Origin of the sequence: Legionella bononiensis, assembly GCF_016786215.1 — a bacterium.
In the GTDB taxonomy this organism is placed as follows: Bacteria; Pseudomonadota; Gammaproteobacteria; order Legionellales; family Legionellaceae; genus Legionella; species Legionella bononiensis.
This window is the reverse complement of record NZ_JADOBG010000020.1, coordinates 59832-74796: the sequence shown is the minus strand read 5'-3', so window position 1 is coordinate 74796 and position 14965 is coordinate 59832. Positions and strand designations below refer to the sequence as shown.

The following is a 14965-nucleotide window of genomic DNA, read 5'->3' as shown; positions in this document are numbered from 1 at the left end:
AATTATCTTGCAGGCTCTTGATGATTATAAATTGATTGATATTCACTATCATGCCAATCCCGATCTTTATCTGCGCCGTTGGGATGCTCTTGAAACAGGTACACTATATCAAACCATCAATGGACTTGTCGTTTTAAAAAGTCATCTGGGTGCAACCTGTATACAGGCAACTCTGGCTCAAAGATTAGGGTTACCTGTCTTGCCCTCATTAGTATTAAATCACATCGCGGGTGGAATAAATTATCGAGTTGTTATCCAGGCTTTGAATGAATATCAACCCCTAATACCTGCCCGAATGATTGTACATTTCCCCACCATAACAGGGCGAAAAATCAAATCACGATTGTCTCGAACAATGAGTCATCCGGAGTTAAAACAGTATAGTCTGAGGCATGAAACACTTTTTAATGATCAGTACCAACTGCGCAAAGAAGTAATTGATGTTTTAAAGATGGCAAACGATTACCCCATTGTCCTTTCTACCGGGCATGCATCAGCAGATGAACTCTATCAATTGGTAGATGCCTGCATCCAATACAATGTAAGGTCTTTATTGCTTAATCAACCCGCAAACCCGCTCACCAATTTACATGCCGCACAATTAAATGAGTTAGCCAAACACGAATTCATCTGGATAGAGCAAACTCTGTTGACCTATGTATTAGAGCATCAAAGTAAAGAAGATTTCTGTGAAGTACTCAGCTCGTTACCACGAGTCATATACAGTTCAGATCTTGGACAAACCGATCAAATGGATATAAAACAATGGATTGATCATTCAGAACACTTGTTTTCTGAATTGAACTTATCGGAGCAACGAAAAAAAGAACTTCGTTCTCTTAATGCGATAAAGATGCTGAAGTTATGATCTCATACGGATCAAAAACTAGTAACACAACCATTGTTCTTGAGCTATTAGAAACTCAAGGCTGCTACATGAAGTCAAAGAAACAGCTCACGTAAAAAATCCAGTGTAGTTATCCAAGAACGATTATCAGCACTCTCGTTATAATGCAATCCCATCTCATCATCATTGGCCTCAGGATTAGTAAACGAATGTTGAGTATGGCCATACATATGAATTTGCCAGTCAGCTTTTCTTTCATTCATTTCACCTGCGATATGACTTATCTGATCGGGCTTAACCAATGGATCATCATAACCATGTAAAATGAGTATTTTACTGTTTATCGGTTGACTGTTCGAATGTTCAGGGGAAGTAAGCAAGCCATGAAAACAGACAACGCCTTTAACATCCGCCTGTGAACGAGCCAAATCCAACACACATAGCCCACCAAAACAATACCCTATTGCCGCAATGTTTGTTTTATCTACACAAGGTAATTGAGTCAATACATCAACTGCGGCGTTTATGCGTGCGGCTAATTTAGCTCTATCCTGCATCAAAGGAGCCATTAAGGCTCTTCGTTCTGTTTTATCCGCTCCTGTTTGAGCTTGCCCATACATATCTACAGCAAAACCGACATATCCTAATGCCGCAAGTTGTCTGGCTTTACTACACGTCCTTTCACTACGACCAACCCAATCATGAACAACCATCACAGCAGGAAGAGGATGAGACAAACTGCTATCGTATGCAATATAGCCGCGGCATAAAGTCTGACCGTCTTTATATTCTATTTCTTTTGTTACTATCACGTTGATTCTTATCAGTAAAAAAGCAAACTATATAGAATAGAATATACAGAAACAAGTTTTATTAAACATCGGATGCAGGAAACAATTACTGGTAAAAAGGCAATCGATCCATTTGACCGATTGCCTTTTAAATTGATTTAATATTATTCGGCACCAGCTCCACCGCCTGGCATTTTCGGCGCAGCTCCGCCAGGGGACTTAGATGAAGAGCTGGATGAAGAACTACTGCCCGTAGCAGAAGCATCCCCTCCGCCTGATAGAGATTGACTGTCTATGCCAAGTTTCTTATCAGCCATAGCTCCCATTTTTTGTCCCATTTGTGCTTGTGCGCCTTGGGTCTGTTCAGCACCTGCTTTTACCCCAGCCTTCAACTCATCACCCCAACCAGCAGCCTCCTGCCCCAAACTTTCGGGGGTACCGCCTATCCATCTTAATACCTTGTCAGGCAAATAAGAAATTAGAGTAAATGCTTTTTGAACAATAATAAGGTACGTGGTGGTATAAATGAGTATCGAGAAGAAATACGCATAAACACCAGCCCAATCAGTATAACCGTTTGAACCATAACCTCCTGTACCGGAACCCCCAGTATCAGGCTTGTCTTGACTTGACCATTGGAACCCACCGTATTTGGTACCGGATTTATCCAGGTCATAATTACCGGTTTGGATAAACGAGATTGCATGATCGAATCCTGCGTTCAGTATCCAAATACCTACATAGGACAATGCAATACCTGAAATATATCCAATGATCATCATGGAGGGTCTTAAAAATACATTCATCAAAATCATAATGGCAGCTTCACCTTTACCAAATGCATCATGACCTTCAGGATGAGTTACCCCTAAAGCAACAATAGGTGCCGCGACCATAGCCTCTATCACCGCAATGAGCCAAGCAATCGTTCCAAATGTAAAAATCATGTAGGGTAAGACGGGTATATAATAGGCGGTCACAAATCCTACCGAAACCATGGTTCCAACCCATGCCAGTAACAGTGGCATGGCTAATCCGATCAACGCAAAGATGAATAATCCAAACGGAAACAAGATTGCGCTGCTCACGGCTATATTAATGAGCATAAGCCATAGATTAGCCGAGAAGTTAATGTACATGATTCCCATATTCGACAGGGCAACGATCGGGTTTATTCCCGGTTCAGACACCTTCATCAATCCCGCTTTAAATATTTCCTTCATTCCTTCCAAAGGAACCATCAAGAAGGCCATAACCACCTGATTAATTATGTCTGAAAACATTTTCAGAAGCAGATTATATATGTTTCTGAAAATGGCATTATAAAATAAGTTTCCAAACATCCTTCCCAAACAAAACGAGAAGAACAATATTCTAACTCGACCGCAATCAAAATCACCTTTTGGCAAATAATATTGCTCAGTAGAAATACTGAACTTCATCATATTGGCAAATTGAAGAGGAGCTAACCCTGGCTGGCCTGGTAATCGAACCATCACGGAGTTATTGACGAATCCATAAACAGTTGATGACTGCTGATTGCTGATTACTTTACGTTGAGCATCATCCTTCAAGCTCGGTTTCTGAACCAAATCACCTAACGAAGACCCATTAATTACTGCCTGTACTTTATCTAAAGGAGACTTATCACCTCCAAACCAGGTACATAATAAAGAATAAGGACCAGAGCAGCTATTCTTTTCTCCAAAGCTCGAAACCAGATTTGTCGGATCAAAAGTACTCGTATCCAAACCCGTATTTGAATCGAATTGATTGGAATCCGTTATTGCATTACCGTTTAATTTCACCAAATCGAAAAAATAAGAGCCGGCCAGAATCCAACCTTGATTTGTCGCCTTATTGATAAAATCACGTGAAGTATTATCATTGTTTACATCATTTGCCTGCTTTATAAGATTAATTGTTGGCATCATAATGGCGTTATAATCAGTAATCGCGCCTAAAAATTCCGTTCCGTTAAACAGTACGCCTGAATTGGTTCCTGTTGGCGTCGGTACAGGCCCCCAAATCTCGCAATTTTGTGAATAATCAGTACATATTTGTCCTTGAGCTGTATAAGGTACGCCGAATTGTTGTTTGGCAACCTTTGAGAAATTTGTTGATGTAGTTCCAGGATTCGTAGTGGCTAAGTCAGGATCATTATTAACAATAACCTGAGCCACGGTAGATAAACTGATATACATTTGCTGAATTGCGATCGCTCTCGACATTTGCGCTGTTTCAAGCTGAGAGGCTGTAAGTTGTTTATAAAGATTGGGACTAGTAGAGCTCGAATTTTTATTTGGATCGACCAAATCACTTATAGTATTCCATTTAATGGTTCCACAAATCCCATTTAAAAAATACAATGGTGACGTCGAATCAAAATTGGGCATTGGAAGCGAGAAGTTGTTCGCTCCTTTATTATTACTCTGAGTCATCACCGCATTAACTGTTCCTAAAAAATCTTGAACTGATGTTTTGCAAAAATTATCCATGGCGGTACTAGGATTTCCTGCGCAAGGGCCTACATCACTGGCTTGTGAGTCCAGATAACTTTTTCTTTGTGCTTCTATTTTATTTTGCAAGCCTAACATACACACTTGGCCCGCAAGAATAGTCATTGCCCCATCGGAAACACCACCAGTCGATGATGCGGTCAACGCGTCAGCTGGATTCGACTGTGCCTGTATGATGACCCCTCCCCGATTTAAATAACCTAAGGCGGCTTCCCATACCTTATCTGCAGCACCAATCCCCTGTACAATGACCCACATGACAAAAATCTGCATTAAGCAATAGCCAGAGGCTTTGGGAATTAATAAAGCCAATCCCATCGTGGAACGCAAAGGGATCCATATTGAAGACCATTTTTGTCCAAGCATCTGCCCTTCATGGGCGGTATTCATAGTAGACACCAGGAGGGTGTACATTATGATGATTCCACCCAATGCTAATACCGCAGAGTTGAATACGCCAAACATGGTGCCCATAATCTGGCTTCCCGTGCCATGCAACACGCCGTCAACCACACCAAATAAATTACCCAGAAAAATGACGGACAGATCACTTGCCGGAGGAGCAAAACTCAAAGCAGCGGAATCGGCAGCGAATAGTAAAGCGGGACACAAAGACAGGAGAACAGTTAAAACCAGTTTATTCATTCTTTCTCCCCCAAGATACCTTGCCTGTACCATTCTTTGATAGTACAACCCAATTTTTTATGTTTAATTTGGAAATACCAAAAATGATAACGAAACGCCAAAACCAGTGCGATCAACATAACGACCAGACTCACGATAGCGGCTTTAAACGAACCATAAAACAACTGGTATCCCGTATAAATAAAAATCATAAAGGCAGCAGCTAACATAACTATACTTAGACGCAATAATGCATTTTGTTTTATTACCAAGTCAGCATCAGATAATTTCAGCTTATTTACAGCCGAATCAAAAGATTCAACTTCAACTTCCTTCTGAGTTACGAATAAACGCTTGAATCCATTAAGAAGATAAAGGGTAAATGCCTTCATCCTGTCCCAATCAGACCATGTGCGAATGTTAATGATTCGCTTGAAAATACTGCCAATCCGAGTACCTGATTTCTTTTTCATATTTTTTACTTTTTTAATAATGGACTTTTACCCTTCATAATATACTATAGTAGTATGTAGTGGATTCGTCCATCAACTTATCACAGTAAAAAAAGAGTAAAAAATGCCTGATCTCAGTCACGAAGCATCTGCTAAATACTGGTTTGAATATTTAGACCCCATGATTTACAGGGTAATTACCTTTATGGAAAGTGTTGAAGACTGGACTCTTGATGGAAATCCTGAGTTTGAAGAAGCAATGACTCAGCTGGGTAAAGAGCTGGATGATATCGAAAAAATTGACCTGGGAATAATGGCCGAAGAAGAAAAATTTATCCGTATTGTAGGAAACATTAAATCAGGTAGAGGACTACGCTTGCTACAGGCAATAGATACTGTTCACCCCGGAAGTGCTTCCAGGGTATTAATTCATGCCGAGGAAACCAGTATTGGCAGTCATGATCCTGCCGGCTTTTTCCTGAAAAGAAATATAGTATTCGAACGTTTACGTTTATTGTCGCGAGTTTTTTGTCAATACCGCCTTAAACTCGTTTTACGCGCACTTGAAGGGGATGAATAATGAAGTTACTGTCAAAATGTTCACTAGTTACGTTGTTTTGCCTCACCAGTTATTCAGTTGTTGTTACTGCTACAGATAACATTATGGACGTTCCAGCTCCAAGCACCAATGACAGCGATTTGACCAAGTATTTAAAAAATCTGGGAAACTTTCTGGGCTTTGACTTAACGACCAAAAGTCCTCCAACCCCTCCAGAAAATTATACTGCGGCATTATTGAATGAAGTAGATGCCAGTCTCTTTCAAAGTTATGTATTTAGTACCTTTTTTGGCGCTATTCCTGTAAATGCGATGAATCAAATAGTACAACAATTTGTACCGACCTCTATTGCTGGTGCCGACGGTATAAACAAACTTGCCAATACAACGTTCAAGAATTATGCTGGCGACTCCACCTCAGACAATACCAGCGTTACTGCTTCTCCTTTGCTTGATCAGCCAACCTCAAATAAAGGTTCATACTTACCCGACCCGGTAAGTCAGGCAATTTTTAATATTTTAGGTACCCCGGATTTTACTTATTGTATGAATAATGATGCTTCTGCCTGGAATAAAGGAGAGTGTCAGTATAAGTATCAAGATAAAGTAATCTATAATACAGCTGGCAATATTCCCAAAGTAACAGAATACTTTAGTTATGATTACAATCAAAAATTCATCACTCAACTCAATAGCAATTCATTGATAGCCCCCTTACTTTATTCCAACGATCAAATACCTTCTTCGGGTACCCCTATAGGTTTAAGCGCACAAAATCAGGCTCAGCTTGCAAATAACTTTATACGGTATGCATCCGGCCAGGTATCTCCATTATCTTTGCCCAAATGGAAGGACTATGGAGATTTATATAAGTTGGCAACCGATAATGCTGGCGCCAATCCTCCAAACGCTCAACAAATGCAAGCCCAAGCCACATTAAGCAGCTACTTTAACAACCTGCGAGTCTACGCAGCGCAAAGTTCCGTTGGGATAAGCAATTTATACTATATAATGTCCAAAAGATTGCCTCAGGAACAACCCTCTGTAGGCGGCAATAGCTCACAAGTGGTTTCCAGCCAGGCATTAAGCGAATTTAACATGGCAACATGGCGAATATTGAATCCTAAAGCACAAACCGGCAAAGATGGAATACCAACACAGTGGATGCAGCAATTAGATACTGCTTCTTCAGCTACAATACAAAAAGAAATTGCCGTTTTACTGGCTGAAATTAACTATCAAATGTATTTGGATCGTCAATTGCAAGAGCGAATTCTTTTAACGAATACGATCATGCTGATGCAGAATTTAAAAGCAAGCGAACCTTCTGCCGATTTTAGTACTCAAGGTAGTGATGCTGAGTCCACTACTCAAGATACCAGTGAATAATATCCTCATTAAAGCTCCTGGAACCATCCAGGAGCTGATTCATCCAAAACAGTTTTAGCGTACATAATAATAAAATCAACAGTTCCAGAACCGCAAACACCGATGTATGTTCCTTGTAGATAACGCCCGATATCCCAATCAATTGGTGCCCTTCAATCGCTAATACAGCATTTTTTTGATTCGGAGCATGAAACACCATCCCAATTGAGTTTCTTATGAAAGTGCCTCAATTGATTCGCTTTAATGAAAATCAATAAATCAGAGGTGCAAAAAATAGCTGATATGGTATTATTCCAATCAAAATTTCAAATGAGTATTGAAATTACCTGCAAAGGAATAATTAATCTCAGGATGAGTTAACCCTTATATCAGTGAGCAGTTATGTCCAAACCCTATGTTTTTTATATCAGTGGGATGAGCTGCCCGAGTTGCAGTGAAGGATTAGAATCTTATCTAAATAAAACAGGAATCTCGGAAATCCAATCCTTTTATGTTGATTTCACGACTCAGGATCCCAAAAAAACGACCATAATACTTAATCACTCTGAGCCTGAACCTACGGCAGAAAATCATCAAGAGATTTGGAGAAAAATAAAAGGCCATATTGAAGATAGTGGATACAATTGCGAAGATTATAGCTACACTCCGAATATAAAACAAAATGCCCAGGAAACAGCGACTACCTCTGAACTCGAACAGAACACCAACCCACAAAAAAAATCCTCCAACACGATATTTGACCTGGGAAAAAAAATTCTTGCGTCTCATTGGTTTCTTGGAGCAACAGGATGTATTTCAGGAATTGCATTACTGATCCTTTCGCTGACCATGGGAGGATTACCTTTAATAGCCATGATCCCACTTGCCAGCCTGAGTATTGGGTTAACACTGTTTCTTGGGGCGCGTTCCTATTCTGAGGCATGGAACAAGTTAGTTACTAGCCAAACCTTAACCATGGACACTCTTTTTGCCATAAGCACTATTTCGGTGATTGTGGTATCCCTTACTTCATTTTTTATACCTTGGCTTCCCATGATGTTTGAAGCAGGATTGCTTATTTATGGCTTTAGACATATTGGGATTGCCATAGAAGAAACAATCAAAGAAAAAATCAGTTCAGCGCAGTTTCAGGACAGAGCTCCAAAACAAGTAAGATTGTCTTTGCCTGACGGTACGCAAGATATGGATTTACATCAAATTAAGGCGGATGACTCCATAGTACTCTTTCCAGGTGAAATTATCCCGCTGGACGGACTTTGTGAAAATGAAAGTATTATTTATACCACGATTATTACCGGCGCGATTTTACCCAGGCATTTTCGTGTGGGAGAAAAAGTACTCGCAGGTATGCGGCTGGCAGAAGAGGTTCCTTCTTTAAAAATTCGCGTACTGAGACCGGCAAAACAATCCTATCTGGCGAGACTTGATGAAGGTATCGATCAGTCCATCAATGAAAAAGCACCTCTGGAGATAAAAACAGGAAAACTTCTTGCCTATTTTATTCCTGCGGTCATCACCTTGGCCATTACCTCCGGGATTATAATAGGAATATTTTTCCCTGCGGCAATCGCGATACAATGTGCCATATCTGTCCTGGTTTCAGCTTGTCCTTGTACTTTAGGTTTAATAATTCCTCTGGCTGTAAAAACTGGAATTCATAAAGCAGCAGAGCACGGAGTGCAATTTAAAAACTCTAAAGTCCTGCAAGAAGCGGAGCAAATAGATACCATAGTATTTGATCTGAATGGTACATTAACTACAGGCGTTCCCATAGTTAAACGTTATTCTGTGATTAATAACACCAATATATCTCCCGATCATTTTCTGGGTCTGTGCTCCGCACTTGAAGAAAGCTCAACACATCCCGTTGGCAAATCAATCCATACGTATTGCAGTAAAAACAGTTCTCGTACCTTTTCTGTTTCAAGACCCAATGACTCACATCATTCAGGCATCTTTGGATGCATTAATGGCAAAGAGTACATCATAGGCAGTCCTTCTCTAATGAATGAGATTGGTATTTCAACTACAAGCATTGAAGCAAACCTTGAGTTGGAAGCCGGAGATAGCCTAGTGTTTCTGGCTGAAGAAAAGAATCTGATTGGATATATTATTATTACAGATCCCCTTCGTAAAGATGCATTTAAAACCATCAAAACATTAACCGACATGGGAAAGGAAGTCCATCTATGTACTGGAGCCGACGAAAAAACGGCATTACGCTATGCCAAAGCCTTAGGGATAAACAACATCCATGCAAACGCGGTGGCTACTGATCTGGAGAATGGGGATAAATCGAAACCTGCTTACATAAAAGGCTTACAGCTCAAAGGACATAAAGTAGCCATGGTGGGTGATGCCGCCAATGATGCCCAAGCCATAGCTGCCAGTGATCTGGGCATTGCCGTGCTCTCTCAGGATAGTGATGAATTGACCCAACAGCATGCAGGAGCAGTAATCCAAAATGGCACCTTATTGCCAATAATTAGTACCTTTGCTGTTTCTCAACAAACGGTTTCGAATATAAAGGAAAATTTACTGTTTAGTCTTGGCTATAATATCGCCGCGGTACTGGTCGCGGGAGGGTTACTGGTTGCCGTTGGAATCACCCTGAATCCAGCAGTTGGGGTCGCTTTAATGGCAATTCAAGCCAGTCTTATTCTGCTCAATGTCTATCGCTTTAAAGAACAACCGCTAAAGCAACTTCAGGAAACACAACAGCCTAAAGAAGTCTTTGGCTCATCTCATCAAGTAATGAATAAACACACACCAGCTCATCAGCTCAAAGCGTCTAATGAATGTTTTGAAACACTTCATGCCACGGGGACTCAATCAACATCCCTCAATTCAGGATGTCTTTGGAAGATTGTATCGGCGCCAGATTCCGAAGCGGATATATTGCAAGAAAAAACAGATGTTAGATCTGGTTTAGAATGTAACATCTGATATGAGTTTTATCCAAATTTAAATAAGCTCAAACAGAAGCGTGCATTAGATAACCCTTGTCATAGATGACCATTCCAATTAAATGGACAATTTATGTACCAATAGAAGCTCTTTAATTAAGAGACACCATTGCAATTCGATATCAAAATAGAGACAATGAGGCAAAAATTAGTTGAGGTTGTCTGTAATGCCAGCAGAAAATGTGAATCAATTAACCACAGAAAAAAAACCCAGGATTCTAAGCTTAAAAATCCTTGCGGCCAATGCCATCTCCAAAGCAAACCCCAGCTTATTTTTTACCCTGCACAACAAAGGTATGCCACCTGAAATACACGATGATTATGTTAATGCAACCATACAACATAAGGTGAATGAACAAGTAACTCTTTATAAAGAAAAAAAACAAGAACGTCAGGATAATATTGATGATTGTACCGAGAGGCTCTCTTCAAGCGAATGTTTCGTAAAAGTCTCATCATGTACTTTTTCAACTATGTTCAGTGGTTTACATGTAGGAACCTATTTTATTCTTAAAGCAGCCGAAACGGCCCCCTCTACTCAATTAACGTTTATCTGCACTATACCGGTTACCTTTTTCGTGAGTCTGTGCGTTGGAATGTGTCTGGCTAAACCTGCTGCGAGAGCGTTCGCACACTGTTTTATACCCTCGGTATCCGATCATCTGACTATTGATTTAAATGAAATTGAAAGCAATTCTGTATTAAAGCGCCCATAAACGGTTCGCCAGGATCAAATTATCGCTTTATTTTATTCGTTAAGAACGTAAATCCCGCGGTAACCAATGTTTGAATTAAAATAAAGGGCACCGTATTCGCTTTCCCTAGATTTTTTACTAACAAACGAGGTGCTGTTATAGCAAGAGTATTTAATAACACACTTAGAAATCGTCCTGATTTACGATATTTGACTGCAATAAAAATAGTTGGGCTTAAAAGAACAGCAATAAGAACTCCGTATTGATGAAGTACCTTTCTTAAATAAGCTTTATGTATTTGTAATCGATGTTGATGAATCTTTAATCGCTTTGCTATCATCATTATCTCGATTTTCGTTTTCTTCCGTGAGTTCATCTTTTTTGGGCTCTTTATTAGAAAAAAATTCTCGGGTATTTACAAAACTCATATTGATTAAATTAACACTTAGGTATTTCATTAGAATCAATAATAGGATGACATTAACAGCCAGAATTAAAGAACAGGATAGAGCGAAACTTCCTAATACTATAAATAAGTAATATCCCGACAATATCATGGTCGAAAACCAAACGGACACGAGGATAACGAATAACATACAAATAGTTAAGATTAAGGGATAAATACTCTGTCCCGCCAGTCTTGCTTCACATTTTATTAAAGCTAAAAAGGTCTTATAAAGATTTAAATATTCAGAAACATAACCTTCTAAATGCTCCAATACTTTGATCATTTTCTTAAGAATGCAGCCAATAGCATACCCACACCGGCAGCCACGAGCACAGAAGTAAGCGGTTTTTCTTGAATTTTTTGTACTATTTTATCGGAGTATTCTTTAACGACCTCTTCAGCATCAGATACTTTATTAACACCTTCCCGATACACTTCGTTAGCAAACTTTTTCCCTTCATTAATTAAATCTTCTGCAGCTGTAGCAACATGAGAACTATGAGTAGTTTGATTTTTAATATCAACTTTTGATTTTGTAGAAGCCATTGTAATCATCCTTGAAAAATTTATATTGTTTAGTGTAGTTCAGATAACAGTATTTTGCACTAAGACCTGAATAAATTCAGTATCCAACTTCCTCCTCAGTATTAAATTGTTCTAAATACGTTAAAATGAACATAAATATCAGGAGTTACAATGAATCATTTTTTTCATGGCATGCTCTACTTACTGCAAGGTTTTCAACATCTTTTCACCGATGGTCTGAAGCGATTTATTATTGTGCCTATGGCCCTAAATTTTATCTTGTTCACGGGACTATTTTATTTTACTTATCATTATGTGTTCTCTTTCACATCTTACTATCTGGACAAGTTACCCTCCTGGCTAAGCGTTCTAAGCGGGATATTTTTTATTATTTTTATAATCAGTTTTTTCTTACTGTTTCTCTCCATGTTTACAGTAGTATTTAATGTGATTGCGGCTCCTTTTAATGGGTTATTAGCGGAAAAAACCCAAATTATTCTTTATAACAGCAGGCCGCCATCACTTCCTTTTTATGAAATGGCACTTCGCACAATGAAACGTCAAGGAGAGTTTTTAAAATACTATTTACTGCGTTTTGTGGGCATTTGTCTTTTATTTTTCGTACCTTTTATCCAACCTGTTTATCCTTTCTTATGGTTTTTATTCACCGCATGGATGATCAGTGTGCAATATCAAGACTTCGCTATGGATAATAATTTAGTGAGCTTTAAAGATCTGAAACAAAATGTAAAAAATAATAAAATGCGTTCATTAGGTTTGGGGACAAGCATCAATCTGGTCAGTTTTATACCCTTTTTAAATATCCTGGCCATGCCCGCAGCAGTTATTGGAAGCACGATATTATATTGTGAACATAATAAACAAGTACGCAGAAAATCACCGCGTCCCAATTAAAACATCATAAGCGACTTACGGTTCTGGGGAAAGTATAGCATTCAGGATAATGATTCAGGTAAAACACGTTTTTCGGAATACATGGAGCCATGGCAAGGCTCCATGTGGAGTTGCACTCAAAGACTATAAGGTTGGAATTCCATCTGGCCACTGCAACCAATTGTGATCAGGGTAAGGTAATGTTAAATCAACCAAATGCAAAGTATAAGCATGTCTTGAACGGGTCGATAAATTTGCCTTACTTTTATGAGGAACTCTCCCATGCAATATAATCAGCGTTCCTTTCTCAACAGGTAAGGGAATACTGTTATTTTCAGGCCAGGGTGTTGCATCATATTCTTCGAAATAAATGTCATTGTCCTGACGAAACATACGTTGCTTTAATGGGGTATTATCAGGACTGGGTATCACTTCAAGACACCCGTTTTCCAAAGTGGCATCCTCAAGAGCAAACCAGAACCCGAGGGCATCACTATTCCGTCCGTAAATATAAGTACTGTCCTGATGGCAAAGGACCTCTGCTCCTATCCCTGGTTGTTTGAAAATATACATGGACTGAACCAAGCCAATCGTCTTCAAACCAAGTTGATGGCCAATATTTTTAATCCGTTGATCACGAGAGTACTGTCTAAAAATTGGATCCAACTCATGCAGGGCATGACCGATTTTATTAATTGATTGCTCGAAAGGACGAGTTTGCACTCCCTGCTCATCAAAAGCGCCTGCTTCAAAAAAATAATGGATTTTATCGCCTGAATCTAAAAAATATTGTTTTTTAGCATGCTCGTTAGTTTCAGTCGAAAACACCGTTTTGGGAATTTCCTCTTGATTATTCTGGATGAGGGTTTTTATTCTCTCCCGCAAAATATCACAGACTTCTTTTGTAAAAAAATCGTGTATTACCAAATAGCCATTAGTGAGAAAAAAATCGCATTGATCATTAGAAAGCTGCATCCTAAGCTCCTGAGAAATCAGATGATAGAGAACAATAACTGTTCTCTATCGAGGGGTTAAAAAATTCGGGCTAATTGTTCCATCACATCATCCACTGTAATGAGTTTCATCGCTTCATCTCCATGCACTTGGGTACCCCAGACATTCTGAGCAAGAGAACATCCCAAAACGGTCTCCACCGCTTGTGGATATCGATTAACAACCAAATGCTGAAATGTATATGGCCCAGAAATTAATGGGTTGGTAACTGCGTGCAAAGCAACAACAGGCGTATTTACGGCAGCAGACATATGTGATGGTCCAGTATCAGGACAAAGCACAGCCTTTGCTGTACTGATAACCGCCAGTAATTGCTTGGGTCTGGTTTTTCCAACCAAATTGGTCGCTGGAATGACTTCAAGTATCTGATCAGCCAATAAACGGTCGTATTCTCCTGGTCCCCCTGTCAGCACTATTTGTACCTGCCATCGCTCTATAGCCTGTTGCAACAGTGCGATGTAACGCTCAACTGGCCAACTTCGTTCTGGTTTACTGGCAGCAGGATTAACAACCAGAATGGGATCTTTCAATGGCAGATGATTTTGTGCCCATTCATAATCAGCAGCAGAAACCGGTAAATCCCAGCGAATTACTTTTTCCTTAATACCCAAAGGTTCCGCAAACTTTAAAAAACCCTCTAAGGTATGTTCCTGACCTGGGCTGATTCGCTCTTTCACAAACCATCCATGTGCATCATTGGCACGATGAGAATCATAACCAATTTTACGTTTTGCTTTGATTAAAGGATAAAGTAAATTGGTTCGGAGACTTGCCTGTGGCGCTAATAAAATATCAAATTGGCGTCCACTCATCTGTTTTTTAAATTGCCAGTAATCCGCAATTTTTTTGGGTTTATCAATAACGATAAACTCAACACCTTCCATGCCCTCTACCAAATCATAAGCTGGCCGGGAAATAATCCAGGTTAATTGCGTATCTGGGAAACTGGCTTGCAGGGTTCTGATTAATGGAACCAGCATCAGGACATCTCCCAAAGCAGAGAGCCTGACAATACAAATGGACTTAATCATTTTGTAATACAAAACGGGAACCGCAATAAGGACATACTTCTACCCCGGTTTTTTCAATCGGTAAATACACCTTGGGATGCGCGTTCCATAACTCCATTTCATCCGTTGGACAACTTAGGGGTAACTCACTACGATGTACGACATAATTTTTTTTGGTGCTTGCCGGTTCTTTAGTTGATTTTGACATGATGTTCCTTTGCGGCATGATATAA

At 39.6% G+C, this 14965-nt stretch carries 15 protein-coding genes; 6 read left to right on the top strand and 9 right to left on the bottom strand.

Annotated features, from left to right (window positions below):
• Nucleotides 1–7 precede the first annotated feature (7 nt).
• Nucleotides 8–868, top strand: a complete 861-nt coding sequence (locus IZU94_RS12145; protein WP_203110963.1) for a DUF6282 family protein — start codon at nt 8–10, stop codon at nt 866–868.
• Nucleotides 869–942: 74 nt separating this feature from the next.
• On the opposite strand, the gene IZU94_RS12140 is transcribed toward IZU94_RS12145, so the two are convergent.
• The 3 genes from IZU94_RS12140 to icmV all read right to left on the bottom strand — a co-directional run bounded on the left by IZU94_RS12140 (nt 943) and on the right by icmV (nt 5254).
• A complete protein-coding gene (locus tag IZU94_RS12140; RefSeq protein WP_203110962.1) occupies nt 943–1659 on the bottom strand; it encodes a dienelactone hydrolase family protein in 717 nt (238 codons plus the stop codon).
• A 143-nt stretch (nt 1660–1802) separates the two neighbouring features.
• A complete protein-coding gene (gene dotA / locus IZU94_RS12135) occupies nt 1803–4802 on the bottom strand; it encodes a type IVB secretion system protein DotA (RefSeq protein WP_203110961.1) in 3000 nt (999 codons plus the stop codon).
• Nucleotides 4799–5254 carry a type IVB secretion system protein IcmV gene (gene icmV / locus IZU94_RS12130; protein ID WP_203110960.1) on the bottom strand — a complete coding sequence of 152 codons (456 nt, stop codon included), beginning with the start codon at nt 5252–5254 and terminating at the stop codon, nt 4799–4801. Before icmV ends, dotA begins: the two co-directional genes overlap by 4 nt.
• 103 nt (nt 5255–5357) lie before the next feature.
• Between icmV and icmW the strand changes: the two genes are divergently transcribed.
• Entirely contained in the window at nt 5358–5813 is a 456-nt protein-coding gene (icmW, locus tag IZU94_RS12125; protein WP_058472799.1) for a type IVB secretion system protein IcmW, read from the top strand.
• Complete coding sequence (icmX, locus tag IZU94_RS12120) at nt 5813–7180, top strand: type IVB secretion system protein IcmX (protein WP_203110958.1); 1368 nt, start codon at nt 5813–5815, stop codon at nt 7178–7180. The genes icmW and icmX overlap by 1 nt, the downstream gene beginning before the upstream one ends.
• Here the strand turns inward: icmX and IZU94_RS12115 are convergent.
• Nucleotides 7158–7379: a hypothetical protein gene (locus IZU94_RS12115; RefSeq protein ID WP_203110956.1), complete on the bottom strand. Its 222-nt coding sequence runs from the start codon at nt 7377–7379 to the stop codon at nt 7158–7160. The genes icmX and IZU94_RS12115 overlap by 23 nt on opposite strands.
• Before the next feature lie 182 nt (nt 7380–7561).
• On the opposite strand from IZU94_RS12115, the gene IZU94_RS12110 reads away from it, so the two are divergent.
• On the top strand, nt 7562–10126 hold the full coding sequence (locus IZU94_RS12110; protein WP_203110954.1) for a heavy metal translocating P-type ATPase: 2565 nt from the start codon (nt 7562–7564) through the stop codon (nt 10124–10126).
• A 187-nt stretch (nt 10127–10313) separates the two neighbouring features.
• Nucleotides 10314–10862 carry a hypothetical protein gene (locus IZU94_RS12105; protein WP_203110952.1) on the top strand — a complete coding sequence of 183 codons (549 nt, stop codon included), beginning with the start codon at nt 10314–10316 and terminating at the stop codon, nt 10860–10862.
• A gap of 19 nt (nt 10863–10881) precedes the next feature.
• Here IZU94_RS12105 and IZU94_RS12100 read toward each other — a convergent pair whose 3' ends face one another.
• A complete protein-coding gene (locus tag IZU94_RS12100) occupies nt 10882–11217 on the bottom strand; it encodes a hypothetical protein (protein ID WP_203110950.1) in 336 nt (111 codons plus the stop codon).
• A 351-nt stretch (nt 11218–11568) separates the two neighbouring features.
• Nucleotides 11569–11835 carry a DUF883 C-terminal domain-containing protein gene (locus IZU94_RS12095; RefSeq protein ID WP_203110948.1) on the bottom strand — a complete coding sequence of 89 codons (267 nt, stop codon included), beginning with the start codon at nt 11833–11835 and terminating at the stop codon, nt 11569–11571.
• A gap of 150 nt (nt 11836–11985) precedes the next feature.
• Here IZU94_RS12095 and cysZ point away from each other — a divergent pair, with 150 nt between their 5' ends.
• Nucleotides 11986–12729, top strand: coding sequence for a sulfate transporter CysZ (cysZ, locus tag IZU94_RS12090; RefSeq protein ID WP_203110946.1), 744 nt, complete (start codon nt 11986–11988; stop codon nt 12727–12729).
• 123 nt (nt 12730–12852) lie between these two features.
• Here cysZ and IZU94_RS12085 read toward each other — a convergent pair whose 3' ends face one another.
• The 3 genes from IZU94_RS12085 to IZU94_RS12075 are packed head-to-tail and all read right to left on the bottom strand — an operon-like array spanning nt 12853 to nt 14940.
• Entirely contained in the window at nt 12853–13683 is an 831-nt protein-coding gene (locus IZU94_RS12085; RefSeq protein ID WP_203110944.1) for a phytanoyl-CoA dioxygenase family protein, read from the bottom strand.
• A gap of 56 nt (nt 13684–13739) precedes the next feature.
• Entirely contained in the window at nt 13740–14753 is a 1014-nt protein-coding gene (locus IZU94_RS12080) for a glycosyltransferase family 9 protein (RefSeq protein ID WP_238400390.1), read from the bottom strand.
• Nucleotides 14746–14940, bottom strand: coding sequence for a zinc-finger domain-containing protein (locus IZU94_RS12075; protein ID WP_058472809.1), 195 nt, complete (start codon nt 14938–14940; stop codon nt 14746–14748). Before IZU94_RS12075 ends, IZU94_RS12080 begins: the two co-directional genes overlap by 8 nt.
• Between the last annotated feature and the right edge of the window lie 25 nt (nt 14941–14965).